General features: G+C 63.9%; 23 protein-coding genes and 1 pseudogene. 16 read left to right on the forward strand and 8 right to left on the reverse strand.

Going from position 1 to position 25,645, the window contains the following annotated elements:
• Positions 1–24: 24 nt before the first annotated feature.
• Positions 25–2,199 carry an acetate--CoA ligase family protein gene (locus BTH42_RS14685; RefSeq protein WP_075300522.1) on the reverse strand — a complete coding sequence of 725 codons (2,175 nt, stop codon included), beginning with the start codon at positions 2,197–2,199 and terminating at the stop codon, positions 25–27.
• A 318-nt stretch (positions 2,200–2,517) separates the two neighbouring features.
• Between BTH42_RS14685 and BTH42_RS14690 the strand changes: the two genes are divergently transcribed.
• From BTH42_RS14690 to BTH42_RS14720, 7 genes are all read left to right on the forward strand, one after another.
• Positions 2,518–3,261, forward strand: coding sequence for a GntR family transcriptional regulator (locus tag BTH42_RS14690; RefSeq protein WP_178392170.1), 744 nt, complete (start codon positions 2,518–2,520; stop codon positions 3,259–3,261).
• Positions 3,262–3,291: 30 nt separating this feature from the next.
• A complete protein-coding gene (locus tag BTH42_RS14695; protein ID WP_075300526.1) occupies positions 3,292–3,669 on the forward strand; it encodes a RidA family protein in 378 nt (125 codons plus the stop codon).
• A gap of 55 nt (positions 3,670–3,724) precedes the next feature.
• Entirely contained in the window at positions 3,725–4,726 is a 1,002-nt protein-coding gene (locus BTH42_RS14700) for an amidohydrolase family protein (RefSeq protein WP_075300528.1), read from the forward strand.
• Positions 4,727–4,758: 32 nt separating this feature from the next.
• On the forward strand, positions 4,759–6,000 hold the full coding sequence (locus BTH42_RS14705) for a Rieske 2Fe-2S domain-containing protein (protein WP_075300530.1): 1,242 nt from the start codon (positions 4,759–4,761) through the stop codon (positions 5,998–6,000).
• A gap of 19 nt (positions 6,001–6,019) precedes the next feature.
• A complete protein-coding gene (locus tag BTH42_RS14710; RefSeq protein WP_075300532.1) occupies positions 6,020–7,003 on the forward strand; it encodes a PDR/VanB family oxidoreductase in 984 nt (327 codons plus the stop codon).
• 107 nt (positions 7,004–7,110) lie between these two features.
• Positions 7,111–7,893, forward strand: coding sequence for a crotonase/enoyl-CoA hydratase family protein (locus BTH42_RS14715; RefSeq protein WP_075300534.1), 783 nt, complete (start codon positions 7,111–7,113; stop codon positions 7,891–7,893).
• A 7-nt stretch (positions 7,894–7,900) separates the two neighbouring features.
• Complete coding sequence (locus BTH42_RS14720; protein WP_075300536.1) at positions 7,901–9,238, forward strand: 3-hydroxyacyl-CoA dehydrogenase; 1,338 nt, start codon at positions 7,901–7,903, stop codon at positions 9,236–9,238.
• 76 nt (positions 9,239–9,314) lie between these two features.
• Here BTH42_RS14720 and BTH42_RS14725 read toward each other — a convergent pair whose 3' ends face one another.
• From BTH42_RS14725 to BTH42_RS14740, 4 genes are all read right to left on the reverse strand, one after another.
• A complete protein-coding gene (locus tag BTH42_RS14725; protein WP_075300537.1) occupies positions 9,315–10,328 on the reverse strand; it encodes a Gfo/Idh/MocA family protein in 1,014 nt (337 codons plus the stop codon).
• Positions 10,329–10,888: 560 nt separating this feature from the next.
• Positions 10,889–11,635: a GntR family transcriptional regulator gene (locus BTH42_RS14730; RefSeq protein WP_083654806.1), complete on the reverse strand. Its 747-nt coding sequence runs from the start codon at positions 11,633–11,635 to the stop codon at positions 10,889–10,891.
• A gap of 359 nt (positions 11,636–11,994) precedes the next feature.
• Positions 11,995–13,089 (reverse strand): porin, encoded by a 1,095-nt coding sequence (locus BTH42_RS14735; protein WP_256702033.1) that lies wholly within the window; start codon positions 13,087–13,089, stop codon positions 11,995–11,997.
• A 402-nt stretch (positions 13,090–13,491) separates the two neighbouring features.
• Positions 13,492–14,892, reverse strand: coding sequence for an MFS transporter (locus BTH42_RS14740; protein WP_075300541.1), 1,401 nt, complete (start codon positions 14,890–14,892; stop codon positions 13,492–13,494).
• A 492-nt stretch (positions 14,893–15,384) separates the two neighbouring features.
• Here BTH42_RS14740 and BTH42_RS14745 point away from each other — a divergent pair, with 492 nt between their 5' ends.
• A complete protein-coding gene (locus BTH42_RS14745) occupies positions 15,385–15,636 on the forward strand; it encodes a DUF4148 domain-containing protein (protein WP_075300543.1) in 252 nt (83 codons plus the stop codon).
• An 85-nt stretch (positions 15,637–15,721) separates the two neighbouring features.
• Here the strand turns inward: BTH42_RS14745 and BTH42_RS14750 are convergent, their stop codons facing one another.
• Entirely contained in the window at positions 15,722–16,111 is a 390-nt protein-coding gene (locus BTH42_RS14750) for a carboxymuconolactone decarboxylase family protein (protein WP_075300545.1), read from the reverse strand.
• Between the two features lie 200 nt (positions 16,112–16,311).
• Positions 16,312–16,944, reverse strand: a complete 633-nt coding sequence (locus BTH42_RS14755; RefSeq protein WP_075300547.1) for a transcriptional regulator — start codon at positions 16,942–16,944, stop codon at positions 16,312–16,314.
• A 236-nt stretch (positions 16,945–17,180) separates the two neighbouring features.
• On the opposite strand from BTH42_RS14755, the gene BTH42_RS14760 reads away from it, so the two are divergent.
• From BTH42_RS14760 to BTH42_RS14770, 3 genes are all read left to right on the forward strand, one after another.
• Positions 17,181–18,152: an ornithine cyclodeaminase family protein gene (locus BTH42_RS14760; protein WP_075300549.1), complete on the forward strand. Its 972-nt coding sequence runs from the start codon at positions 17,181–17,183 to the stop codon at positions 18,150–18,152.
• A 24-nt stretch (positions 18,153–18,176) separates the two neighbouring features.
• On the forward strand, positions 18,177–19,151 hold the full coding sequence (locus BTH42_RS14765; RefSeq protein ID WP_075300551.1) for a threo-3-hydroxy-L-aspartate ammonia-lyase: 975 nt from the start codon (positions 18,177–18,179) through the stop codon (positions 19,149–19,151).
• Between the two features lie 118 nt (positions 19,152–19,269).
• Entirely contained in the window at positions 19,270–20,007 is a 738-nt protein-coding gene (locus BTH42_RS14770; RefSeq protein WP_075300553.1) for an HAD family hydrolase, read from the forward strand.
• 43 nt (positions 20,008–20,050) lie between these two features.
• Here BTH42_RS14770 and BTH42_RS14775 read toward each other — a convergent pair whose 3' ends face one another.
• Positions 20,051–20,962, reverse strand: coding sequence for a LysR family transcriptional regulator (locus tag BTH42_RS14775; protein ID WP_075300555.1), 912 nt, complete (start codon positions 20,960–20,962; stop codon positions 20,051–20,053).
• Positions 20,963–21,081: 119 nt separating this feature from the next.
• Here BTH42_RS14775 and BTH42_RS14780 point away from each other — a divergent pair, with 119 nt between their 5' ends.
• From BTH42_RS14780 to BTH42_RS14800, 5 genes and pseudogenes are all read left to right on the forward strand, one after another.
• The gene (locus BTH42_RS14780) at positions 21,082–22,269 is read left to right on the forward strand and encodes an acyl-CoA dehydrogenase (protein ID WP_075300557.1); all 1,188 of its coding nucleotides are present in this window, start codon (positions 21,082–21,084) and stop codon (positions 22,267–22,269) included.
• A gap of 5 nt (positions 22,270–22,274) precedes the next feature.
• On the forward strand, positions 22,275–23,516 hold the full coding sequence (locus BTH42_RS14785) for a CaiB/BaiF CoA-transferase family protein (protein WP_075300559.1): 1,242 nt from the start codon (positions 22,275–22,277) through the stop codon (positions 23,514–23,516).
• Positions 23,513–24,361 (forward strand): 3-hydroxybutyryl-CoA dehydrogenase, encoded by an 849-nt coding sequence (locus BTH42_RS14790; RefSeq protein ID WP_075300561.1) that lies wholly within the window; start codon positions 23,513–23,515, stop codon positions 24,359–24,361. Before BTH42_RS14785 ends, BTH42_RS14790 begins: the two co-directional genes overlap by 4 nt.
• Before the next feature lie 71 nt (positions 24,362–24,432).
• Entirely contained in the window at positions 24,433–25,182 is a 750-nt protein-coding gene (locus BTH42_RS14795) for an electron transfer flavoprotein subunit beta/FixA family protein (protein WP_075300563.1), read from the forward strand.
• A 77-nt stretch (positions 25,183–25,259) separates the two neighbouring features.
• Positions 25,260–25,645 (forward strand): annotated as a pseudogene (locus BTH42_RS14800) (electron transfer flavoprotein subunit alpha/FixB family protein); the annotation flags it as partial.

A 25,645-nucleotide genomic window follows, 5' to 3' on the forward strand; every position in this document is an offset into this window, starting at 1 on the left:
TGTGTCTCCTCTGTCTGGGGTGCTTTAGTGATGCGCGGGAGCTTGAGCGGAACCGTGAGCCGAACCATCAGCGCCGCACACGACCAGCGCGTCGAGCGCCAGCACGCGGTCCGGATAGGCGACCAGCGGGTTCACGTCGATCTCGGTGAGCACGGGGTTCGCGCGCATCTGCTCGCCGATCGCGGCGACCGCGCGCGCCACCGCCTGCACGTCGACCGCTGCTGAGCCGCGCACGCCGTGCAGCATCGCGGCGGCCTTCAAACGGCCCAGTTCCACGACGATGTCCTGCTCGGCGAGATCGGCCGGCAGCAGACGCACGTCCTTCAGCACTTCGATAAAGATGCCGCCGAGTCCGACCAGCACCACCGGTCCCCAGTCCGCGTCGCGCTTCGCGCCGACCACCAGCTCCAGACCGCGCGGGCCCATCGCCTCGACCAGCACGCCGTCGAGTTGCAGGTCGGGACGCTGCGCGGCGACGCTGGTATGCAGCTTGTCCCAGCCGGCGCGCAGCGTGGCCGCATCGGCCAGACCCACCACCACGCCGCCGACGTCGCTCTTGTGCGGCAGCTCGCTCGCCTGCGCCTTCAGCACGACCGGGTAGCCGATCTGTTCGGCAATCGTCAGCGCCTGTTCGAGCGACTTCGCAAGATCGCCCGCCGGCACCGGCAGTCCGGCGCGCGCGAGCCAGCCCTTGCCCTGGTATTCCGCGAAGATGCCGTTGGCCGGCACCGCGCCGGGCAGCGGCAACGCCACCGGCTGATCGGTGCGGGCGCGGCCGGCGCGCGCCAGCGCTTCGCCGTAAGCGGCGACCCGGGCACACGCGCGCAGCGCGCGGTCCGGCGAACGGAACAGCGGCACGCCGCTCGCGGCGATCGCCTCGGAGAAGAACTCTTCGAGCGGCTTGTCGTCGCCCATCACCGTCAACACCGCCGGCTTGGTTGCGCGCGCCAGCGCCGGCACCAGGTGTTCGGCCTTGTCGCGCTGCGCGATCGCCGGGCCAGCCATGATCGACAGCACCAGAGAGCCGATATTCGGATCGGCCAGCACCGTGTCGATCAGCTCGCCGATCAGACCGGGGTTGCGCACGCCGATCGTCGTGTAGTCGATCGGGTTGTCGGCCACCGCGTAGTCGGGCAACAGTTCGGTGAGCTTAGCGATCGTCGCCTCGCTCAGCGGCGGCAGCGTCAGGCCGATATCGTCGGCGAAGTCGAGCGTGATGTTCTTGACCGCGCCCGACGCCGTCATCACCGCGGTGCCGGCCGCCGGCGGGACCGGGAAGCGCGCGAGGATCGTCGTGGTGTCGAACAGTTCGTCGAGCGAATCGACCACCACCACGCCTTCGCGCGCCAGCAGCACGCTCGCGGTCGCGTGATCGCCGGCCAGCGCGCCGGTATGCGATTGCGCGGCTTCGCGGGCCCGCGCGCTCTTGCCCGGCATCAGCATCACGATCGGCTTGCCGGCCGCGCGCGCGTCGCGCGCCAGTTGCAGGAACAGTTGCGGACGGCGGATCTGCTCCGCGTAGATCGCGATCGCGCTGGTCTGCGGATCGGCGATGAACCACGCCAGATAGTCTTCGATGCCGAGGTTCGCTTCGTTGCCGGTCGAGACCGTCGCGGTCAGCGGCTGGCCGCGGCCCATGAACGCATCGCGCAGATTGGCGGCCATCGCGCCGCTTTGCGCGACCACGCCGACGCCGCGGCGGCCATCGTTCGAATACGGCGCGACCGCTTCGAAGGTGACCGGCACGCCGTCCGCGAAATTGGTAAAGCCCATGCAGTTCGGGCCGATCAGCGCGACCCCGCCGGCCGCGGCGACACGCGCCAGCTCTTCCTGTTTGACGCGGCCGGCCTCGCCCGCTTCCGCGTAACCGGACGCGAAGATCACCGCAGCGCCGGCGCCCAGCGTGCCGAGCGTGCGCACCGTGTCGAGCACGCCCGCTTCGGGAATACACAGCACCGCCAGATCGACGCCTTGCGGCAGCGCGTCGGCGCTGCTCACGCATGCGCGGCCGTTGATCTCCGTGCTGCTGCGCGACACCAGATGAATCTCGCCCGCATAGCCGAAGCGCTCGAGGTTTTGCAGTACGAAGTTGCCAAACGCGCGCGGATCGGCGGACGCACCGACGATCGCAATCGACTTCGGCCTCAGCACGCGCTCGACGGAGCGCACGCCAGCCATCTCGGTAAAGGTCTTGCTCATCTTGCCTGACTCGATGGAGTGGATCGGAAGCCCTGAAGCGATACACCCGTTCCGGGGCACATGCGTTGCATTCTGGCATACACAAATCGGCTTCTCAATACACCAGCCCCCTCAAAACCACCCTAGTACTTTCCCCAGGCGAACGCGTTGCGGCGCCAGCAAAACGCGCTAAACCGTTGATCCATATGGACTCAAGGCGACCCACATCAACAAAAACCAGTGACCTATTTAGGCTTGAATAAAAACCCTATGTTGCATGCCACCGAATCACATTGGTATATTTTTATCATCCAATCACATACCGGACCGGTCTTCGCGATGAAATCTGCAACCGCCCTCCCTGTCACGAGCGCTGCGGCACCGGCCCCCGTGGCCGATGCGCCGGCTCCCGGCCGGGCGAGTCTTGCGAGCGATATCCGCGCCACGCTGCAGGCCGAGATCGAGCAGGGCAAGTTGGCGCCGGGCGCGCTGATCGACGAGCGCGCGCTCGCGGCGCGCTTCAACGTATCGCGTACGCCGGTGCGCGAAGCGCTGCAACACCTGGCCGCGCGCGAACTGGTGGTGATCTCGCCGCGCCAGGGGATCACGGTCGCGCGGCTGTCGATCGCCAATGTGCGCGCGATGCTCGAATACATCGGCGAACTCGAGGCGCTGTGCGCGCGCTTCGCCGCGCGCCGTGCGAGCGACGAACTGCGCGAACAGCTCGACCAATCGCTGATGACCTGCCAGCAGGCGGCCGTGGCCGGCGACCCCGAGCAATACGCGCTCGCCAACGCGGCGTTTCACGAACTGATCTACGAAGGCAGCCGCAATCAGTATCTGGCCGGACAGATCCGCCTCGCGCGCCGCCGCTCGGAGCGCTACCGGATCGCCGATCTGCGCAGCCGCGGCCAGATCGCGCGCTCGCTGCAGGAGCACTTCGAGATCGCCCGCGCGATCCAGAGCGGCGACGAAGCGAAGGCCGCCGCCGCGATGCTGCAGCACGTGCCGGCCGGCACCACCGGCTTTTCCGAATTCCTCGCGTCGGTGCCGCGCCACTTTTTCGACGTCAGCGCGGACTGAGCCGCGCTCACGCTTTCCCACGGAGAACTCATGCCTGAATCCATCGACGTCCCCGGTCTCGCGCACAAGGTCCCGATCCCGGTCGGCGCGCGGATGGGCAATCTGCTGTGCTCGTCGGCGCTGGCCGGCAAGGATCCGGCAAGCGGCCAGCTGGCCGCGACGCCGGCCGAACAGGTCCGGCTCGCGTTCGAGAACCTGCAACGCTTTCTCGCCGCCGGCGGCGCGACGCTCGATCACGTGGTGAAGCTCGCGATCCACGTGAAGGACGACTCGGTGCGCGAGCACCTCAATTCGCACTGGCTCGCGCTCTGGCCCGACCCCGAGCGCCGGCCGGCGCGTCACGTGACCGTGCAGGACCTGCAGCACGGCATGGCGATCCAGCTCGAAACCATCGCGGTGATCGCCTGAGCACCGCCCCCCGTAGTTCTACTGAACACCTCGAAACGAAAGCAAAGGCTCAATCATGATCATCGACTCCCACGCCCACGTCGTCATGCCCCCGCAGAGCTTCCGCTATATGGCGGAACTCGTCGGCGGCCGCGCCAATCCGTCGACCACGCCGAACATTCCGGACGAAGCGGTCCGTAAGCAGGCCGAAGAACTGGTGCGCAGCATGGATTCGGTCGGCACCGACGTGCAGTTCATCTCGCCGCGCCCGTATCTGCAAATGCACTCGGTCAAGCCGGCCCGCGTGACCGAGTTGTGGACGCGCCACTGCAACGACCTGATCAAACGTTTCGTCGATATGTTCCCGGACCGCTTCCGCGGCGTCGCCGGCCTGCCGCAATTCATGAACGAGTCGCCGGCCGAGAAGTGCGTCGCCGAACTGAAGCGCTGCGTGAACGAACTGGGCTTCGTCGGCACGCTGCTGAACCCGGACCCGACCGAAGGCGATGGCCCGGCGCCGGCCGGCCTCGGCGATCCGTTCTGGTATCCGCTGTATGAAGCGATGACCGAACTCGACGTGCCCGCGCTGATTCACTCGGCCGGCAGCTGCAATCCGCGCGAGTCGTACACGCTGAAGTTCATCAACGAAGAGAACATCGCGGTGATTTCGCTGCTGCAATCGCAGGTGTTCGAGAAATTCCCGGGTCTGAAGATCATCGTCGCGCACGGCGGCGGCGCGATTCCGTATCAGATGGGCCGCTTCCGTTCATGGGCGGTGCGCCGCAACGACGCGCAAACGTTCGACGAACAGCTGAAAAAGCTCTACTTCGACACCTGCAACTACTCGAAGGATTCGATCGAACTGCTGCTGAAAGTGGCCGGCACCGACAACGTGATGTTCGGCACCGAGAAGCCCGGCACCGGCAGCGCGCGCGATCCGATCTCGGGCCGCGACTACGACGACATGAAGCCGGTGATCGAAAGCATCGAATGGTTGAGCGAAGAACAGCGCAAGAACATCTTCGAATGCAACTGCACGCGCGTCTATACGCGTGCGTTCCGCAACTACAAGGCGTGACGCGCTAGCGCGCCGCGTAAGGAGAACTGGCCATGGCAATGAGCCGCGAAGACAACGAACTGCTCACCCGCGTCGAGAACGGCGCGCCGATGGGCGAGATGATTCGTCAGCATTACTGGATTCCGGCCGTGCCGTCGGCCAGGCTCGAAGCGGACGGCGCGCCGGTGCTGGTGCGTCTGCTCGGCACCAACTACGTCGCGTTTCGCGCGACCGACGGTCACGTCGGGCTCGTCGACGAACTGTGTCCGCATCGCCGCACGTCGCTGATGATGGCGCGTAACGAGCACAACGGCCTGCGCTGCATCTTCCACGGCTGGAAGGTCGATGCGACCGGCGCGGTGATCGAGGCGCCCAATCAGGTCGGCGATCAGGCGCAGTTCTGCAAGCGCGTGAAAACCGGCCAGTATCGCGTGGAAGAACGCGGCGGCGTGGTGTGGGTGTGGCTCGGCAAGGGCGAGAGCGCGCCGCGTTTTCCGGCGCTGCCGTTCATGGACCTGCCGCCCGAACATCGTTCGGTGACCAGCGTCGAGGTGCCGACCAACTGGGTGCAGGCGGTCGAGGCGTCGATGGATTCGTCGCACGTCGGCGTGCTGCACGAGTCGACCACGCAGATCACCGCGGGCGGCGGCAACGAACGGATGCTGATGAGCAAGGCGCTCGCGCCGCGCTTCGAATTCGAGGACCGGCCGTACGGCTACCGTTATGCGGCGCTGCGCGACACGCCGGACGGCAAGGTCTACGCGCGCGTGAACAACTTCGTGATGCCGTGGTACGGGATCATCTGCCCGCCCGACGCGAAAGGTCCAACCACGGTGTTTCTGTCGACCCCGGTCGATGACGTCACGCACCGCGCGTGGTTCATCCAGTACAACCCGCACCGGCCGCTCGGCATGACGATCATGTCGGCCACACCGGACGTGTGGAATTTCCCGCCGCTGCCGCCCGGTCCGCGCGAACAGAGCTTCGGCCAGAACCGCGATCTGATGAAGCGCGGTCACGCGACCGGCTTTTACCAGCATCTGGGCACCGAAGACTTCGCGATGTTCCTGGGCCAGGGGCCGATCTACGACCGCACCCAGGAGCAACTGTGTTCGGCCGACGGCGCGGTGCTGCGGGTGCGCGCGCAACTGCTGAAAGCGGCGCGCGAATTCATCGCCGGCAAAACGCCGACGCTCGCCGACAGCCCCGAACTCGATTACACCCAGGCGGTGTCGGTCGGCGGCGTGGTGGACGCCGGCACCGACTGGCGCGTGCTGACGCGCACCGACGGCTAAGTCTCACGGAACGACTCCGATGCTCGCTGCTACTCTCGAACTGCGCGTTGTATCCGTCGACGCGCCGACCTCGCTGATCAAGTCCTTCACGCTCGAAGCCGCGGACGGCGCGCCGCTGCCCGGCTACGCGCCCGGCGCGCATCTGCAGGTCGAAATCCCCGGCGGCGACGGCGCCGCGCCGCAGTGGCGCTCGTACTCGCTGATCAACCTCGAACCGGGTCTCGATACACGCGCCGGCGTGCGCGCGTATCGGCTCGGCGTGCGCCGCGAGGACGACGGCCGCGGCGGTTCGCGGCATATGCATACGCTGCGGGCCGGCGACACGCTGACCGTGCGCGCGCCGCTCAATCACTTTCCGCTCGGCGCGCCGCCGGCGGTGCTGCTGATCGCCGGCGGAATCGGCATCACGCCGATGGCCGCGATGGCGGCCCAGCTGCACGCGCAGCAGCGTGACTACACGCTGCATTTCAGCGGCCGCACGCGCGACGCGCTGCCGTTCGTCGACGAGTTGCGCGCGTTCGCCGGCGAGCGCCTCGTGCTGCACGCGGACGACGATCCCACGAGCCGCCTGTCGGTCGACGCGCTGCTCGCCGGCTGCGAACTCAATCAGCCGATCTACGTGTGCGGGCCCGCCGGCATGATCGACGCGGTGCTGGGCGCGGCCCGCACACGCGGCTGGCACGACTGCGATCTGCACTACGAACTGTTCACCGAAGTCGCCCCGCTGGCAGGCGATCAGCCGTTCGAAGTCGAGCTGAAATCATCGGGCAAGGTGCTGACGGTCGCGGCCGACAAATCGCTGCTCGACACGCTGCTCGAACACGGCACCGACGTGATGTACGACTGCCGCGCCGGCTATTGCGGACTGTGCTCGACCGCCGTCTGCGCGGGCGAGATCGATCATCGGGATACCTATCTTTCGGATGCCGACAAGGCGGCCGGCAAAACGATGCAGGTGTGCGTATCGCGCTGCCGCGGCGCACGGCTGGTGCTCGATCTATAGCGCGATCCATTGCTCGGTCCATTGCTCGATCCATTGCTCGATCCATAAGCGCGCGGCCCGGCGCAACTGAACACTTTCACAAGACCCAAATTCCAACGGAGCGCCGTATGAGCGAAAACCTGGTTACCTATGAACTCGACGGCGCGGTCGCGCTGATCGGGCTGAATCGTCCCGACAAGCGCAACGCGATCAATGAAGAAGTGATCGCGCAGCTGCGCGACGCGGTCAATCGCGCCGGCGACGAAGCGATGTGCGCGGTGTTGTTCGGCCACGGCGGCAACTTCTCGGCCGGCCTCGATCTGCGCGAGGCGCTGGCGCGTGCGAGCGGCCAGAGCGCGCCGCCGAAAAAGCGCCGCCGTCACTCGTGGCACGAGGTGTTCGACATCATCGCGCGCGGGCCGATTCCGTTCGTCGCCGCGCTGCATGGCGCGGTGGTCGGCGGCGGTCTCGAACTGGCGACCGCCGCGCACGTGCGGGTCGGCGATCAGACCTGCTTCTTCGGCTTGCCCGAAGGGCAGCGCGGGATTTTCGTCGGCGGCGGCGGCACCGTGCGGATCCAGCGCGTGGTCGGCTACACGATGATGGCCGACATGATGCTGACCGGCCGCCTGCTCACCGCCGAGGAAGGTCAGCGCGAACACATCATCACGTACCTGACCGAACCGGGCGGCGCACTCGCGAAAGCGCGCGAACTCGCCGCGAAGATCGCGCAGAACGTGCCCGACACCAACTGGCGCATCACCAACCTGCTGCCGCGCGTGAACGATCTGTCGCACGAGGACGGTCTGTTCCTCGAGTACATGAGCTCGAACATGATGCGCTCCCCCGAAACCGCCGCGCGTCTGCAGAATTTCGTGGACGGCAACGCCAAGCTCGTCAAGCCGGAGTAATCGACGCATGAACGCCCCCGCAGAACTGAACCCGCAGCACGCCGCCGCGCTCGCGCACGTGAAGGCCGCCGAACAGGCCGCCGCCCGCATTCCGGTGGCGCCCGGCGTGCAGCCGCGCAACATCGAACGGGCCGCCGTGATCGGCGCCGGCACGATGGGCGGCGGGATCGCGATGGCGCTCGTCGCCGCCGGCATCCCGGTCACGCTGATCGATGCCGACGAAGCCGGCCTGCAACGCGGCCTCGCGCGCATCCGCGACAACTACGAGCAAAGCATCAAGCGCGGCAAGCTCGATCCGGCCACGCGCGATCAGCGGCTCGCGCTGATCGCCGGCTCGACCGCGCTCGCCGATGTCGCAACCGCCGATATCGTGATCGAAGCGGTATTCGAGGATCTCAGCCTCAAACAGCGGATTTTCCGCGAGCTGGACCAGTACGCGAAAGCCGGCGCGATTCTCGCGACCAACACGTCGGGTCTCGACATCAATGAGATCGCCGCGGTCACGCGGCGCCCGCACGATGTGGTCGGCGCCCACTTCTTCAGCCCCGCGCACGTGATGCGTCTGCTCGAAGTGGTGCGCGCCGACCAGACTTCGGACGACGCGGTGATCACGCTGATGGAGTTGGGCCGGCGAATGGGCAAGGTTTCGGTGTATTCGCTCGTTTATCCGGGCTTTATCGGCAACGCGCTGTTTCGCAACTACAACCGCGAAGCGCATTTCCTTGTCGAGGACGGCGCGCTGCCGCACGAGGTGGATGCCGCGCTGAAGGACTTCGGCTACGCGATGGGGATCTTCGCGGTGCACGACATGGCCGGCAACGACGTCGGCTATCAGACCCGCAAGGCGCAGATGGCGACGCGGCCGACCGACCGGCGCTGGAACGATCTGATCATGAAGCTCGTGGAGATGGGCCGGCTCGGCCAGAAAAGCGGCAAAGGCTGGTATCGCTATGAAGCCGGCGACCGCAGTCCGCATCGCGACCCCGAAGTCGAGCAGTACATCGTCGACGAGTCGGCGCGCATGGGTATTACGCGCCGCGCGATCTCACGCGAGGAGATCATCAAACGCTGCGTGTATGGGATGATCAACGAAGGCGCGAAACTGCTCGAACAACGCATCGCACTGCGCGCGAGCGATATCGACGTCGTCTATGTGACCGGCTACGGCTTTCCGGCCAAACGCGGCGGCCCGATGTATTACGCCGATCAGATCGGGCTCGACAACGTGTACCGGGATATCGCGCGTTTTTACCAGGAGGACGGCTACTGGTGGAAGCCGGCGCCGCTGCTCGAACGGCTCGCACGCGAAGGAAAGAAGTTCGCCGATCTGCAAACGCTTGCTTGAGTTGAAGGCGTGGAAGCGGGCTCCCAGCGCTTCCGTTGGCCGGCGCGGCTCGATGGCCGCGCCGGTTTTTTTCCGCTTACTGAGTGGTGATCTTTTCCCACGCGCCCGAGCGGCCCGAGCGGAATACCGCGTCGATCACGCGCATATTCGCGCGCGCGTCTTCGAGCGAATTGGCCTGCGGCGTACCGCTCAGGATCGCGTCGGCGAACGTCGCGGCCGCCACTCCATACTGATCGCAGGTCGGAATTTCCAGCCAGCGTTCGGTCAGGACGCCCTCGTCGCTACGCTCGCTCAGCAGCAGGCGACTCGGTCGATCGTTCGGCGCATTGAACGGAATTTCGACTTCGATCCGCCCTTTGTTGCCGTGGAACTGCATCCGCTGATACGGCTGCGTCTGTGTCGAATAAAAGAAACTCGCCTGCACGCCGTCGAAGTCCATCAGCACCGAACCGAGCCGGTCCACCTTGAATACCGGATCTTCATCGATCAGCGCGACTACTCGCGTCGGCTCGCGGCGCAGCGCGAAACGCGACGTCGTGATCGGATAACAACCGATATCGAGCAGACCGCCGCCGCCGAATTCCGGGCGGTTGCGGATATTGTCCGCGTTCGTGTTGTGATAAGTGAACGCGCCGGTCACGGCCCGCAATTCGCCGATCGCGCCGTCGTCGATCAGGCTGCGCACCTGCAACCATTGCGGGTGCGTGCGGACCATGAACGCTTCCTGAATGTAGCGGCCGGTGCGCTCGCGCGCGGCGATCAGTTGGTCGATCTCTTCAGCGTTCAGACCGAGCGGTTTTTCGCAGAGCACGTGCTTGCCGGCCTCGACGGCGCGGATCGTCCATTCGACGTGCACGTGATTGGGCAGCGGAATATAGACCGCGTCGATTTCCGGGTCCGCCAGCAGTGCTTCGTAACTGTCGTATGCGACCGCCAGACCATATTTCGCCGCCGCTTCGCGTGCCTTCTCCGCGGAGCGCGAAGCAATGCCTTTTACCCGGCATTTGGGCGCGTGGTGCATCGGCACGACGACTTTGTCGTTGATCTTGGCGGCGCCCAGGATACCCCAGACGATTTCGTTCTTTGCCATGCGATTCCTTTTCGATTGAGTATCCCAGCGGTCGAACGGCCTGAGCATTCGCGAGAACCGGCGAATCGGCGAATAAGGCAAATCGGCGAGTCCGCGCATTGGGAAAGGCGCTCAGTTTACACTCGGCTGCCCCGCTTCATGCGGGCAATCTGTATAGCGATGGTCGCTTCCTCATCGACGAGGATCGAACGTTCGAGGTGGCGTAGAGATGATGAATTTGCAGCGGCGCGCTCGCGAGTCCTTCGACAATACGGGCGGCGTAGGCCTGTCTGGTGAACTCTGGCCAGCTTCTTCAATTCATCGAGCTCCGGAGCAGGCTCTTGCCGAAGAGCCGCTATTGGGAAACGATGCACGCGCTTGTTTCGTGTTGAAGCCGGACTAGCCAGGCGCCGTCGATGCCCGCGCGAACGTGAGACGTAGGGCGTAGTGCGTAGGGCGTAGTGCGTAGTGCGTAGTGCGTAGTGCGTAGTGCGTAGGGCGTAGGGCGTAGGGCGTAGGGCGTAGGGCGTAGGGCGTAGGGCGTGGGTCATGGGGCGGTAACGACCGCCCCTCCCTCACTGCTAGCCCGCGTTATCCTGCGGCGCCAACGCGCCGCTATTGCCCGCGCCGGAAAAGTCCGCCGCCACAGGCGCCGCGGTACTGAAGTACTCCGGCGGCAACGTCGCCAGAAACTCCGAAAAGCCCGCCGCGCCGACCGGCGCGTGTTCCATCATCAGCGTTTGCGCGGCCGCTTCGTCGCCCGACAGCAGCGCGTCGCCGAGCTTGCGATGCTCTTCGAGCGCCTTCGCGCGACGCACCGGCGTCAAGAACAGCTTGGGCCGGTAACGGCCGATCAGCCTGCGAATCGAGCGGATCTGATCGGCCAGATATTCGTTGTGGCACGCCGCGTAGATGACGTCGTGAAACACCTCGTTGGCCTTTGCGAAGCCCCGGCCGTCGCCTGCTTCGAGTGCTTCGACACCCGCGTTGATCGCGCGCGTCAGCGCATCGCGTTGCGTGTCGTTCATCCGCCGCGCCGCGAGCTTCGCCGACACCGCCTCCATTTCGCCGAGCAATTCCAGCATCTCGCGCAGTTGCGGCACGGTCATCTTGGCGACGAACACGCCCTGGCGCGGCACGATCTGCACGAGGCTCTGCGCGGCCAGCTGCTGCAGCGCCTCGCGCACGGGAGTACGGGACACGCCGAAACGCGCGGCCAGCGCACGCTCGTCCATCGATGCACCCGGCGGCAACTCGCCCTGTTCTATTTCTGTTTCGAGAATCGATTTGATCTCGGTCGAGCGGCTCGGTCTCGGAACCTGATTCATCGTTAGTCCTGCCTGGGGTAGTGATATTGAATTTGTCGTCGAATGCGCGGGGCGGGCCGGACCGCGCGGGCTGCGCCGAAATCCCCGCGCCGCCCGCAAAACGCGGACCCAGCACACCGGAAGCATTCTAGCCAACACCAATCATACCTTGTTGGCATATTCGATCGACAGCCGCCGCATACGTGTCCGAGCCGGGACACGCATGCGCGGCGCGGGGGCTGAAGCGGCCCCGGTATTTCGCCCAATATCTGGCCTGATCCCTGGCCTGATTCCCTGGCCTGATTCCCTGGCCTGATTCCCTGGCCTGATCCCTGGCCTGATCCCTGGCCCGAACCTGACCTGATACCTGGGCCCAGCACTTAGAACAGGTGACGAATCCCGAGCTGCACCGCGGCCTGATTGCTGTTCGACGAATAGCCGACCGTCGTCGCCGGGGTCACGACGAGGAAGTTGCCGGCCTTGCCCGCGCCCGCGAACGCATGCTGGTAGGTGCCGAACAGATACACGTCGGTGCGTTTCGACAACCGGTAATCGACGCCCGCGCTGCCGATATGGAACTTGCCGTTGCGCTGGTCGACGTACGCATAGCCGACGCCGGTATTCAGGAACGGCGAGAACTGGTAGGTCACGCCGCCTTCGAACACGTGCGTGAGCAGCGCGCCGCCGCCGAGCGTCGGCGTCGCATTGGTGTACGTGTACATCGCGTTGACCGCGGCGCTGCCGAACTGCACGCGGCCGGCGACCGCCGCGGTCTCGATCGATTTCGCGTTCAGCGCGATCTGCGCGAGCGTGCCGTTGGCGCCGTCGGTTTTCGTGTACGCGGCCGCCAGCGAGAACGGCAGCGTCGGATTGCCGGTCGGCGCATAGCTGATCCCCGCGCTGTATACGCGCGGATTGTTCGGCGCGCCCGCAAACGAGCCGGCCACGTTGCTGAAGCCGTACATCGCGCCGACCGTGAAGCCGCCGAGCGACGGCGACTTGTACTTGATCGCGTTGTTGACCGGCTCGCCGGCCACGCGGTCGACGTCGTATGCAAGGTGGAACGAGTACGACGGCGCGAACTGCGCGACGTTCGAATACATCGTCACGAAGTCATAGATGAAGTCGTAGTCGTGACCGGCCGTCAACGTGCCGAAGCGGTCGCTGGACAGGCCCACGTACGCGCGCCGGCCGAACAGCGCGCCGCCGTTGCTGAGCTTGCCGGTGCTCAGGTCGAAACCGTTTTCGAGCGTGAATACCGCGCGCAGTCCGCCGCCGAGGTCTTCCACGCCGCGCAGACCGAAGCGGCTCGCCTGGTTGATCCCGCTATCCAGCTTCACGTTGCTGGAGCCACCCTGATTGCTGATGTAGGTGATCCCGGTGCTGATGATGCCGTACAGCGTGACGCTGCTCTGCGCGTGCGCGGCCCCGGTCATGGCCAGCGTCATTGCCCCAACTGCGGTCAGTCTCTTCACGTCTATCTCCTTATGAATACCACACTACTTTTAATAAATACCACGTTGTTTTTTACAGATACTAATTGCGCTTTTTGGCATTTATAATTCGGGTTTACGCGTTCCACGAGGTCGTGAGAGCGGGCAGCCGGCGGGCAGCGATTTTTTGCGTGACGAGCGCGGGCGGCGGCCGTCGGCGGCGGACGAACGCCGGCCACGGCCGTCGCAGGCCGCCGCCGTCTTGCCACGCGCAAAGGCGGACCACGGGCGGGCCTATGGAAAGAACCTAGGGAAAGAGATCGGAATCAGGCCGCGCGGCGGACGCCGGGGCCGGTACTGGAAGATGCCGCGAGCGCTAGCGAAAGCGCCCGCGACGAGCAGAAACACCCGCGGAAGCGGCCGGGACCGGCCGCTCCGCGCGGCTTAGCGCCGCCGCATATGGCGCGACGCGAGGAAGTAATGCAGTGCGGCCCACGCGAGCACCACGGTCAAGGTGAGCATCGCGTAGCGCACGCCGACCGCCGACGCATCGCGGCACGCCAGCGCAATCGGATCGGTCACCGCCGCTGCCGCGCCGTGCGCCGCGTGCGCGCCGCCGCCCTGGCCGCTGCACATCAGCCGATAGTCGCCGCCGGAGAATGCCCGCGCCGCGAAGCGGTCGCTCAGGAAGCCGATCGTCGCCGGCCCGAAGCCCTGGCCGATCAGGTTCATCAGCAGAAACACGATCGCCGCCGCGGTGGCGCGCATGCGCGGCTCGACCAGACCGTGCACGATCGCGAAGGTCGGCCCGTTCCACACGTTCAGCAGCAGCGTCGCGACGAACAGCAAACCGACGCCGAGCGGCCAGTCGTGCTGCAGGAACGCGAGCACCATCAGCGGAAAGCCGGCGAACGTGCCGAGCGCCGGCACCCATGCATACCAGCGACGGTCGCGGGAACTCGCCCAGTCCGCCGAATAGCCGCCGAGCGTATTGCCCAGAATCCCGCCGATCCCCACCACGAGGCCGAAGATCAGCCCGGCCTGCGCGAAGCCCATCCCGTACACGCGCACCAGGTATACCGGGATGAACATGTTGATCCCGTACTGCGCGAACGCGCCGACCACGGTACCGAGCAGCATCTGCACGAACACCTTGCTCGACATCAGCAGCGCCAGCACTTTTTTCAGCGGCGGCACCTCCTGCGAGACCAGCTTCAGGTCGGGCTCGGCGCCGCCGCGCTTCGGTTCGCGCAGCGTCAACCAGGTCAGCAGGCCGAAGATCAGGCCCGGCAGACCGACCACGAAAAACACCGGCCGCCAGCCCAGATGCTGGACCACCCAGCCGCCGCCCAACGCACCGGCGATCACGCCGATCGGCGGGCCGAGCGCGTAGATCGCGAGCGCGCTCGCGCGCCGCGCCGGCGGAAACTGATCGGCGATCAGAGAATGCGCGGTCGGCGTGCTGCCCGCCTCGCCGACGCCGACGCCGAGCCGGTACAGCAGCAACTGCCAGTAGGTGCCGGCGGTGCCGCACAGCGCGGTCATCGCGGACCACGCGACGATCGAAATCGAGATCAGCACGACCCGGTTGAAGCGCTCGGCGAGCCGCGCGATCGGGATGCCGAGCGTGGTGTAGAAGATCGAAAACGCGAGCCCGCCAAGCAGACCCAGCTGGAAATCGGTCAGGTTCATTTCGACCTTGATCGCCTGACCCACGACCGCGATGATGATCCGGTCGACGAAGCTCGACGCGTATACCAGGATCAGCAAGAGCAGGAACCATCGTCGATACCAACTGCCGCCGACCTTACCCGCCCGCACATTCAGGCTGGTGAGCTCTTCCATTTCATCGTCTCCTGTGTGTTTCCGCCGCGAGCGCCGGGCGGACGCCGGCGCGAGCCGAGCGTCGCAGCTGATTAATTGGACCAAATGCCGCTTTAAATATGCCACAAACGTCTCGTGGAATTTTTTCTGATTCTGAGCCATAAGCCCCTGACGCGCAAGGAAATCGGCCGCCATGCTCATCATCGTTTTCACCTAGCGGCGGAAATGGCTTGGCGTGTCTTGCGGCGAGCGCGTTGTATCGACCGTTGGTATACGCGTGGGCGTCGCAAGACTTGCTGACAGCTAGCCGGAAACGAGCGGGCCGGTTTGCGAAGCATGCGAAAAATACCAGCGACGCCGGCCGTTACGCCGGCTGAAAAGCCCCGTCCCAGCGAAGAAAACGCGCTCCTATACTCGTTCGTGTACGGCCCCGTGATGCTCCGTACTGCCATGTAAAGTCACGCCGCAAAGTCACGAACCGGGCGTCGCCCGACGCCGCAAGGAGTGCCGAACATGAAGACGACTTTGAAGATCTGCGCGGTCGCAGTCGCGCTCGCGCCGGTGGCGACGCTATCGGTCGCGCAAACCAGCAGTCAGGGCGCGACGACGCGTCAGCAGGTACGGCAGGAGGTGGTCGATCTGACCGCCGTCGGCTATTACCCGATCGATTGGGTGCATTACCCGGAAAGCGTGCTCGCCGCGAAGCAGCGGCTCGACGCGAAACGCGCCGCGCAGGGTCAGGAGGGGCAGCCGCGATATCAATAGCGGCCGTTGCGTTGAATAAGGTGGCCGCCGCCGCGGCCACCGGATGACGCTGTGAGTGGTGAGTCGATCGCGGATCGCGATCGATTTACTTCAGTGCCCCTTCGGCGACCAGCACTTCGTGCGCCGCCTTGAATGCGCTGAGGCCGTGCGGAATGCCGGAATAGGCGGTTGCGTGCAGCAGTGTCGCCTTGATTTCGTCGACGCTCACGCCGTTGTTGAGCGCGCCTTTTACATGCAGCTTCAGTTCGTTGGTGTGGCCGGCGGCAGTGAGCATCGCAAGATTGAGCAGGCTGCGCGTTTTGCGGTCGAGCGTCTCGTCGCCCCACGCCCAGCCCCACGCCCATGCGGTGGTCGCGCGCTGGAACGACATCATGAACGCGTCGGCTTTCTCCATCGATGCATCCACATACTCCGCGCCGAGTACTTCGCGGCGAATCGGCAAACCTTTGTTGAACAGTGCGTCGTCTTCATTCACGATGAAACTCCCATTTTTGACCGCGTAGCGGTGTCTACGCGGGACAGTGTTGCGTTTGACCGGAAAGTGCGTTGATGGTGTTCAGCGCGCTTCATTAGCGATTCTAGTAGCAACTGAAAGCAGGCCTTCGTGACGCAGAGGCCTCCATTCCACAGATGGTTCACGATTCGAAAAAAATGCCGCGACGGGCGGCATTTGGCTTATCTGGCGTCGTTATAGACCGTCGCGCGCGAGACGCCCAGATGCTGGGCGACTGTTTCCATCGAGCGCCGCAGGTCGAGATAGCCCTCCTCTCTCAGCGCCTGCATCAACGCCCGGCGCTGGTCGGTGCGGAGCGCTTGCGGCGTGGTCGCGAGACCGACCGCGAACCGGTCGATCCGCTCGCGCAGCGACTCCGCGCCCGACCGCTCCAGCGATTCGTTGACGCCGTCTGTTTTAAGCGCGGAAAACTGTTCGAGCATGTTGGCCATGCCGCGGAACAGCGTCACGTCGACATTCAGGCACAGCGCGGCGATGTAGTGTCCATCCGAATCCTTGATGCCAATCGACGTGCTTTTGGCCTGGCGGCCATCCGCGAAACGATTGGCGTAGTTCGCCAGCACTTGCGGGTAGCCGGCATCGGCGATGCGCGCGAGGCCGAGTTCGGTCGCCGGATCGCCGACCTGCCGTCCGGACAGGTTGTTGTGAATCGAGAGAATCGCGTTCTTCGGATGCAGCAGATCGTGGACCACAACCTCGGTAAAAGGCGCGAGTGTTTCGCCCAGACCCGCGGCAATGTGCTTGACCTGATCGAGGATTGTCTGCTGCTCGCGGGTGAGTTTGCGCTTGGCCATTGGACGATTTATCCAGAATTTTTCGCATTGTATAGGCTCTTTGCCAGTCGCGCGCGCGGAAAATTGTCGCCTGGTGATCGCGTGGAGGGCGGAAATCAGCCGTGATTATGCGAATATTGGTTCAGCGTGAGCCGAACGGGCTTTCCACCTACCCGGCACGAGCGCCTTGATATTTCGTCCATATTTGGACATAATGTATATCCTGCCGAGCCGTCCAACTGGGAACCCTTAAGACCATGCCGACCGATGCAAAGCTGCTCCTTCTCGACCGCGATGTAGTAGAACCCGCTCTGCAAGCCGGGCAGGTCATGGCCGCGGTTCGCGAAGCATTCATTCTGCACAGCCAACGAGCCGGACGGATTTTCCCCGTCGTGCGCGAGAAGCTGCATACGGGTGCCGTGTTCGGCATCAAGTCCGGCGACGTCGCGAGCCGGAACCTCCTCGGCTTTAAAGCGGCCGGATTCTGGCCGGCCAACCGGGGCGCCGGCGGCGAGCCGCATCAAGCGACCATTGCGCTGTTCGACCCTGCAACGGGCCGCCCGCTGTGCATCATGGACGGCAACGCGATTACCACCGCGCGCACCGGCGCCGCCGGCGGTTTAGGGCTGCAGCAACTCGCGCGACCGGACAGTTCGCGGATCTGCGTATTCGGTACCGGCGTTCAGGCGAGGGTTCAGCTTCAATATGCACTGAAACTTCTGCCCCAACGTTGCACGGTTCAATACGTGAACGTCACCGGTGAGACCGACCCCGCGTTCGAAGCCGCTTTTCACGACCGCTGCGCAATCGGCGTTGCAAAAGATCGCAACGCCGCCGTTGCTAACAGCGATGTCGTGATCACCGCGACGCCGGGCGGCGGTGCGTTGTTCGACGCCGATGCGGTGCAGCCGGGCACGCACCTGACCTGCGTGGGCGCCGATACCGACGGCAAGCGCGAACTGCCTGACGGAGTGCTGCAACGGGCGCGCATTTTCGTCGACGACGAGGTTCAGGCGCGCGGCATCGGCGAATGCCAGTGGGCTGCGTCGTTGGCGTGCGCGGAAATCGGCGACCTGCTTGCCGGTACGATCTCCTTCGAGCGCGCCGCGACCGACATCACCGTGTTCGATATGACCGGCCTTGCACTACAGGACCTCACTGTTGCAGAGTTTCTCTATCGGCATGCGCAGACAGAGCGTCTCGGCACGTCCATCGCATGGCCCTGGTAAATCAAATCCACTTTCGAGTCCGACATGACTACCTTCGAGCTTCCCACCTACGCTGACGTCGAGGCGGCTGCCGCCCGGATCGCCGGCCTCGCGCATCGCACGCCGGTGCAAACCTCGCGCACGCTGAATGAAATCACCGGCGCCCAAGTGTTCTTCAAATGCGAGAACCTTCAGCGAATGGGCGCGTTCAAGTTCCGCGGCGCCTTCAATGCGCTTGCGAAGTTCTCGCCCGAACAGCGCAAAGCCGGCGTGGTCGCGTTTTCGTCGGGCAACCATGCGCAGGGGATCGCGCTGTCGGCGAAGCTGCTCGACATTCCGGCAACCATCGTGATGCCGCACGATGCCCCCGCGGCGAAAGTCGCCGCGACGAAAGGATATGGCGCGAACGTGGTCGTCTACGATCGCTACACCGAGGATCGCGAAGCAATCGGCCGGCGTCTGGCGGAAGAACACGGCCTCACGCTGATTCCGCCCTACGACCATCCGGACATCCTGGCGGGACAAGGGACTGCTGCGAAGGAGCTGTTCGAGGAAGTCGGCGCGCTCGATTATCTGTTCGTGCCGTTGGGCGGCGGTGGTCTGTTGTCGGGCAGCGCGCTAGCGACCCGAGCATTGGCGCCGCAGTGCGTGTTGTACGGCGTCGAACCGGAAGCGGGCAATGATGGCCAGCAGTCGTTCCGCAGCGGCGAGATCGTGCATATCGACACGCCGAAGACCATCGCCGATGGCGCGCAGACCCAGCATCTCGGCAACTACACGTTCTCCATCATCAAACGCGATGTGAACGACATCCTGACGGCATCGGATGCCGATCTGGTGAACGCGATGAAATTCTTCGCTGTCCGGATGAAAATGATCGTGGAGCCGACTGGGTGTCTTTCGTTGGCGGGAGCGCTGAATATGAAGGATGCGTTGAAAGGCAAGCGTGTCGGGGTTCTTATCAGCGGTGGCAATATCGACCTTGAGCGGTTCTGCGCGCTGACGACGGCGTCGGTTTGATGACTGCTGCCGGGCGCTTTGGCGAAATTGAGTTCAACGCCTGGCGGCTCGGCTGCTCGATAGTTCTGGCTTCCGTCCCCGACCGTATGCGGATGGCCAAATCACTTCTGCAATTGCTATGCGTCTAAATAAGGTATCGGCCATCTCGTTCGATCTGGACGACACGCTTTGGCCATTCGGGCCGGCGGTCACACGGGCTGAAGCCGCTCTTCACGCGTGGCTGCTTGAGCAGGCGCCGGGAACTGCTCTGGCGCTGCCCACTGCGCAGGCGCTCCGAACGCTGCGCGACGAACACGAACTTTCGCGCCCGGATCTGGCTGGCAATTTCCGGGCGTTGCGGTTGGGCTCGATCCGGCTCGCGCTGGAGTTGGCGAAGGAAGACGTTGCGCTGGCGGATGCCGCGTATGAAGTGTTCTATCTGGCCCGGCAGAAGGTCGAGTTCTATGAAGACGTTTTGCCGGCGTTGAACTGGCTTGGTGCGCGGTTTCCGCTCGTCGCGGTGACTAATGGCAATGCCGATCTGAAGCTAACTGGATGCGGGGAGTTCTTTCGGGCGCATCTGAGCGCCGAGGGGTTCGGTTGTGGGAAACCCGATGCGGGCATTTTCCTGGAAGCGGCCATGTCGGTTGGCGTGCCGCCTGGGGAGTTGCTGCATGTTGGGGATGATTTCGATCTTGATGTTGTCGGGGCGCTGAATGCCGGTTTGCAGGCGGCCTGGCTTGTTCGGGATGGTTTCACCGAGGCGGAAGCTGGGAGTTCAAAGGCTTCGCGTCCGCATTTGACGATCCGGGATCTGGCGATGTTGTGTCAGGTGCTGGGTGGGCCTCGGTCGGTTGCTTTGGCGGGTGAGCGCTGAGGTTTTTTGTTTTTGCTACGACGCGGCGGTCGTGAACAGCCCCCTACCCCAAACCCAGCGGTTCCCGATAACTACGCGCCTGATCTTCGATCCATTCGCGAAAGACGCCCAGCGGCGCGGCGTCCGCTTTCTGCTCCGGATAGATCAGGTAGTACGACCGGTCACTTAGATAATCATATTGTTCTACCGGAACGAGAGCGCCGCGCTGCAACTCGTCTTCTATCAGTAGCCGCGGAATCAACGCGACCCCCATGCCCTGGATCGCCGCCTCCGTCTGCATCGAGAACAATTCAAACCGCGGCCCCGACATATCGCCGTCCACGTGCATCGCACGCGACGCGAACCAGTCGCGCCATGCGTACGGACGCGTGCTTTGCTGCAGAAGCCGGAGCTTGCTCCAGTCCGCGGCAGTCAGCTTGCGCCGCGGCAGACTCAAATGCGGACTGCGCACGGCAATCAGACTCTCCCGCGTCAGGAAGCGATTGTTCGTGCCCGGCCAGGCCGCGGAGCCCGCGTAGATCGCCGCGTCAAACTCCGTGTCGCCGAACAGGAACGGGCGTGTGCGAGTCGAGAGATTGATTGTGATGTCCGGGTGGGCCTCGACGAACCCGGGCATGCGCGGCAGCAACCATTTCGTGGCGAACGTCGGCACCACCGCGATTTCCAGAGTACTTCCCTGCCCGCCGGCGGCCATCAAATCCAATGTATCGCGCTCCACGTCGTCCAGGCGGGCGGCCACCTTGCGGCTATATACAAGACCGGCTTCGGTGAGCGCCACGCCGCGCCTGTCCCGGCGAAACAGCTTGAGACCCAGAAATTCTTCCAGCGAAGCGATCTGACGGCAGATCGCGCTTTGCGTGACCGCGAGCTCGTCCGCGGCTTTCGTAAAGCTTTGATGACGCGCTGCCGTCTCGAAAGCGGACAGCGCGGCGGTATTTGGAATCTTGCGGCGCATGGCGTACTCCAGAAGAAACGACCTGTGCGATTTTCGCACAGGTCGGTGCCAACTTATCGTTTGTCGGGCCATTTATGCGCGGTTAGAGTAGCCGACCAGACACTTTCCGGCGAACCAAAATGAGTCAAACGCACAAGTCTTCGTCTTTTCAATGGGACGATCCCCTCTTGCTGACGCAGCAGCTGAGCGACGACGAACGGATGGTGAGCGACTCAGCGCGCGCCTATTGCCAGGAGCGTCTTGCACCCCGGGTGCTGGAAGCATTTCGCACCGAACAGACCGATCCGTCGATCTTCCGTGAGATGGGCGAGCTCGGGCTACTCGGCGTCACGATTCCCGAGGCCTACGGTGGCTCGGGGCTGAACTATGTCAGCTACGGACTCGTTGCACGTGAAGTGGAACGCGTCGACTCGGGATATCGCTCGATGATGAGCGTCCAGTCTTCGCTGGTGATGGTGCCGATCAACGAGTTCGGCAGCGAAGCGCTCAAGCAGAAATATCTGCCCCGTCTCGCGTCCGGTGAATGGATCGGCTGCTTCGGGCTGACCGAGCCGAATCACGGTTCGGACCCTGGAGCAATGGTGACCCGTGCGAGAAAAGTCGCGGGCGGCTATCAGCTCACGGGCAGCAAGATGTGGATCACCAACAGCCCGATCGCGGACGTCTTCGTCGTTTGGGCGAAGGACGACGAAGGCGCGATTCGCGGCTTCGTGCTGGAAAAGGGCTGGAAGGGACTATCCGCTCCCGCGATCCACGGCAAGGTCGGCCTGCGTGCGTCGATTACCGGAGAGATCGTGCTGGACGAAGTGTTTTGTCCGGAGGAGAACGCGTTCGAACACGTGCGCGGTCTGAAGGGGCCGTTCACCTGTCTGAATAGCGCGCGCTATGGCATCGCGTGGGGCGCATTGGGAGCCGCGGAGGACTGCTGGCATCGCGCGCGTCAGTATGTGCTGGATCGCAAGCAGTTCGGCAAACCGCTTGCGGCGAACCAGTTGGTGCAGAAGAAACTCGCGGATATGCAAACCGAAATCACGCTCGGTCTGCAAGGTTGTCTGCGCCTTGGCCGTATGAAGGACGAAGGCACGGCATCGGTAGAAATCACGTCGATCATGAAGCGAAATTCTTGCGGCAAGTCACTCGACATCGCCCGCATCGCTCGCGACATGCTTGGCGGCAACGGGATCAGCGACGAGTTCGGCATTGCCCGTCATCTCGTCAACCTCGAAGTGGTCAATACCTACGAAGGTACCCACGATATCCACGCACTGATACTGGGCCGCGCAATGACCGGCATCGCGGCTTTCTGAACGATATGACAGAAGACACTTTCCATCCAGGAGCACTCGCCGGCGTGCGGGTTCTCGATCTGTCGCGAGTACTCGCAGGACCGTGGTCTGGTCAACTGCTGGCCGATCTCGGTGCCGACGTGGTGAAGGTGGAGCGTCCCGGTGTCGGCGATGACACCCGCGCATGGGGACCGCCGTGGCTGAACGATCCGGACGGCCACTCGACCGGCGAATCGGCGTACTACCTGAGCGCGAACCGCAACAAGCGCTCGGTCACGATCGATCTCGGCAACCCGGAAGGGCAGCGACTCGTGCGCGAGCTGGCGAGCAAGGCGGACGTACTACTCGAGAACTTCAAGGTGGGTGGGCTCGCGCAGTATGGGCTCGACTACGAAAGTCTCAAGGCAGCGAATCCACGCCTCGTCTATTGCTCGATTACGGGTTTTGGCCAGACCGGACCTTATGCGTCGAGAGCGGGTTACGACTTTCTGATTCAGGGCATGGGCGGCCTGATGAGCCTGACCGGCCGGGAGGACGGCACCGAAGGCGCGGGGCCGCTGAAGGTCGGCGTCGCGCTGACGGACATCATGACGGGACTCTATGCGACCGTCGCAGTGCTGGCCGCGTTGAAGCGCCGCGAGCAGTCCGGAGAAGGACAGCATATCGACCTCGCGTTGCTCGACGTGCAGATCGCATGCCTCGCCAATCAGGCAGCGAACTATCTGATTGGCGGCACCGTACCGCGCCGCATGGGGAACGCGCATCCGAACATCGTGCCGTACCAGGAGTTCCCCACCGCCGATGGCTACATGATCATCGCGGTAGGCAACGACAGCCAGTTCGCGAGTTTGTGCAGAACGTTGGGCCAACCCGAGTGGTCCGTCGACGAAAGATTTGCAACCAATCCGCAGCGTGTGAAGCATCGGACCGAACTGATCGCGTCGATTCATCGAATTACCGTCGGCCGCACCACCGACGAATGGATCGCCGCGATGGAAGCGGCAGGCGTGCCCTGTGGCCCGATCAATACGCTTGACCGCGTGTTCGCGGATCCGCAGGTGCAGTCGCGCAATACGCGTATCGAGCTGCCGCATCCGCTCGCGAAACAGGTGCCGCTGGTTGCGAACCCGATCCGGATGTCGGAATCACCCGTGCAGTACCGACAAGCACCGCCTACGCTCGGCCAGCACACGGAGGAAGTACTGTCGGACTGGCTCGCCACGACGCCGGCGGAGATAGACGCACTGCGTCAGAGGAACGCGATATGACGATAGGAACACTAGGCATCGTGGGCGCCGGACAGATGGGATGTGGCATTGCTCACGTCTGCGCGGCCGCGGGAATTAACGTCGTACTCAACGATATCGATGAAACGGCGATACGACGCGGTATGGACCGCGTCGCGGCAACGCTTGACCGAATGGTGTCGAAGGCCAATCTCACTGCGGAGGAGGCATCCGCGATTCAGTCGCGCATCACCGGAAGCGCGCAATTGTCCTCTCTCGGCGAGTGCGACATGGTGATCGAAGCCGCCACCGAGAACGAAAAGATCAAGCAGGACATTCTCCGACGCCTGGATTCGCTCGTCAGGCCCGACGCGATTGTGGCTACGAATACGTCTTCCCTGTCTGTCTCGGCGCTCGCTGCGGCGCTGTCGCATCCGGACCGTTTCATCGGCATGCATTTCTTCAGCCCCGTGCCGATGATGCGGTTGATCGAGGTGATTCGCGGCGCGCAAACGAGCGATGCGACGTTCGATAGTACCGTCGCGCTCGCGAAGCGTATCGGCAAGACACCGATCGACGTCAAGAACTCGCCGGGCTTCGTCGTCAACCGGATTCTGGTGCCCATGATCAACGAAGCGATCTTCGCGCTGCACGAAAAAGTGGCGAGCGCAGAGGAAATCGACGCGGGTATGAAGCTGGGAGCCAACCATCCGGTCGGTCCGCTCGCGTTGGCGGATCTCATCGGTCTGGACACGGTGCTTGCGATCATGAACGTGCTGTGCCGGGAATTCAACGATCAAAAGTACCGGCCTGCGCCGCTTTTAGAACAGTTGGTGGATGCCGGAGATCTGGGACGAAAAAGCGGTCGCGGCATTTATACCTATTGATCGCCACGACGCGAAATGGGCCCCGGACAATATAAGTTCGATTGAACTTCCATATTCATTGAAGAGACACGATGAAAATCCTGGTAGCAGTGAAAAGAGTGGTCGACTACAACGTGAAAGTCCGCGTGAAATCGGACGGTACGGGCGTCGACATTGCCAACGTGAAGATGTCGATGAATCCGTTCGACGAAATCGCCGTTGAAGAAGCAGTTCGTCTGAAGGAAGCGGGCGTCGCGACTGAAGTGATCGCCGTGTCGGCGGGTGTCACGCAGGCGCAGGAAACGCTGCGTACCGCGCTGGCGATCGGCGCGGACCGCGCGATCCTGATCGAATCGAATGAAGACCTGCAGCCGCTCGCGGTTGCGAAGCTGCTGAAGGCGCTGGTCGACAAGGAACAGCCGCAGTTGGTGATCCTCGGCAAGCAGGCGATCGACGACGACTCGAACCAGACCGGCCAGATGCTCGCGGCTCTCGCGAATCTGCCACAGGCTACGTTTGCGTCGAAGGTCGTGGTTGCCGACGGTAAAGCTACTGTGTCGCGTGAAGTGGACGGCGGCGCGGAAACGCTATCGCTGACGCTGCCGGCCGTGGTCACCACCGACCTGCGCCTGAACGAGCCGCGCTATGTGACGCTGCCGAACATCATGAAGGCCAAGAAGAAGCCGCTGGAAACGATCAAGCCCGAAGACCTCGGCGTGAACGTCGCGCCGCGTCTGAAGACGCTGAAAGTCGCAGAGCCGCCGAAGCGCTCCGCCGGTGTGAAGGTGCCGGACGTGAAGACGCTGGTCGAGAAGCTGAAGACCGAAGCCAAGGTGCTGTAAGTAGAACGGCAACTATGTTGCATGGGACTGACGTAAGCGCTAAAGCGCTAACTCCAGTCGACACGGAGACAGAGCAAATGACGAATCTGGTAATTGCAGAACACGACAACACGTCGATCAAGGCCGCGACGCTGAACACGATCGCAGCGGCGCAGAAGATCGGCGGTGATATTCACGTGCTGGTCGCGGGTCACAACGCGCAGGCCGCAGCGGATGCGGCAGCGAAGATCGTCGGCGTTTCGAAGGTGCTGCTCGCCGACGCACCCCAACTGGCCGCGGGCCTCGCGGAAAACGTCGAAGCGACCGTGCTGACGCTTGTGCAAGATGCAGCGAAGGACTACTCGCATATCCTCGCGCCGGCCACCGCGTCCGGCAAGAACATTGCCCCGCGTATCGCCGCGAAGCTCGACGTCGCGCAAATCTCGGACATCACCGCAGTCGATGCACCGGACACGTTCGAGCG

The sequence above is a fragment of the Burkholderia sp. SRS-W-2-2016 genome (assembly GCF_001931485.1).
Classification (GTDB): domain Bacteria; phylum Pseudomonadota; class Gammaproteobacteria; order Burkholderiales; family Burkholderiaceae; genus Paraburkholderia.

Coding starts and splice junctions, on each gene's coding strand:
- BTH42_RS14685 (WP_075300522.1), bottom strand. CDS start 2,199: ATGAGCAAGACCTTTACCGAGATGGCTGGCGTGCGCTCCGTCGAGCGC.
- BTH42_RS14690 (WP_178392170.1), top strand. CDS start 2,518: ATGAAATCTGCAACCGCCCTCCCTGTCACGAGCGCTGCGGCACCGGCC.
- BTH42_RS14695 (WP_075300526.1), top strand. CDS start 3,292: ATGCCTGAATCCATCGACGTCCCCGGTCTCGCGCACAAGGTCCCGATC.
- BTH42_RS14700 (WP_075300528.1), top strand. CDS start 3,725: ATGATCATCGACTCCCACGCCCACGTCGTCATGCCCCCGCAGAGCTTC.
- BTH42_RS14705 (WP_075300530.1), top strand. CDS start 4,759: ATGGCAATGAGCCGCGAAGACAACGAACTGCTCACCCGCGTCGAGAAC.
- BTH42_RS14710 (WP_075300532.1), top strand. CDS start 6,020: ATGCTCGCTGCTACTCTCGAACTGCGCGTTGTATCCGTCGACGCGCCG.
- BTH42_RS14715 (WP_075300534.1), top strand. CDS start 7,111: ATGAGCGAAAACCTGGTTACCTATGAACTCGACGGCGCGGTCGCGCTG.
- BTH42_RS14720 (WP_075300536.1), top strand. CDS start 7,901: ATGAACGCCCCCGCAGAACTGAACCCGCAGCACGCCGCCGCGCTCGCG.
- BTH42_RS14725 (WP_075300537.1), bottom strand. CDS start 10,328: ATGGCAAAGAACGAAATCGTCTGGGGTATCCTGGGCGCCGCCAAGATC.
- BTH42_RS14730 (WP_083654806.1), bottom strand. CDS start 11,635: ATGAATCAGGTTCCGAGACCGAGCCGCTCGACCGAGATCAAATCGATT.
- BTH42_RS14740 (WP_075300541.1), bottom strand. CDS start 14,892: ATGGAAGAGCTCACCAGCCTGAATGTGCGGGCGGGTAAGGTCGGCGGC.
- BTH42_RS14745 (WP_075300543.1), top strand. CDS start 15,385: ATGAAGACGACTTTGAAGATCTGCGCGGTCGCAGTCGCGCTCGCGCCG.
- BTH42_RS14755 (WP_075300547.1), bottom strand. CDS start 16,944: ATGGCCAAGCGCAAACTCACCCGCGAGCAGCAGACAATCCTCGATCAG.
- BTH42_RS14760 (WP_075300549.1), top strand. CDS start 17,181: ATGCCGACCGATGCAAAGCTGCTCCTTCTCGACCGCGATGTAGTAGAA.
- BTH42_RS14765 (WP_075300551.1), top strand. CDS start 18,177: ATGACTACCTTCGAGCTTCCCACCTACGCTGACGTCGAGGCGGCTGCC.
- BTH42_RS14770 (WP_075300553.1), top strand. CDS start 19,270: ATGCGTCTAAATAAGGTATCGGCCATCTCGTTCGATCTGGACGACACG.
- BTH42_RS14775 (WP_075300555.1), bottom strand. CDS start 20,962: ATGCGCCGCAAGATTCCAAATACCGCCGCGCTGTCCGCTTTCGAGACG.
- BTH42_RS14780 (WP_075300557.1), top strand. CDS start 21,082: ATGAGTCAAACGCACAAGTCTTCGTCTTTTCAATGGGACGATCCCCTC.
- BTH42_RS14785 (WP_075300559.1), top strand. CDS start 22,275: ATGACAGAAGACACTTTCCATCCAGGAGCACTCGCCGGCGTGCGGGTT.
- BTH42_RS14790 (WP_075300561.1), top strand. CDS start 23,513: ATGACGATAGGAACACTAGGCATCGTGGGCGCCGGACAGATGGGATGT.
- BTH42_RS14795 (WP_075300563.1), top strand. CDS start 24,433: ATGAAAATCCTGGTAGCAGTGAAAAGAGTGGTCGACTACAACGTGAAA.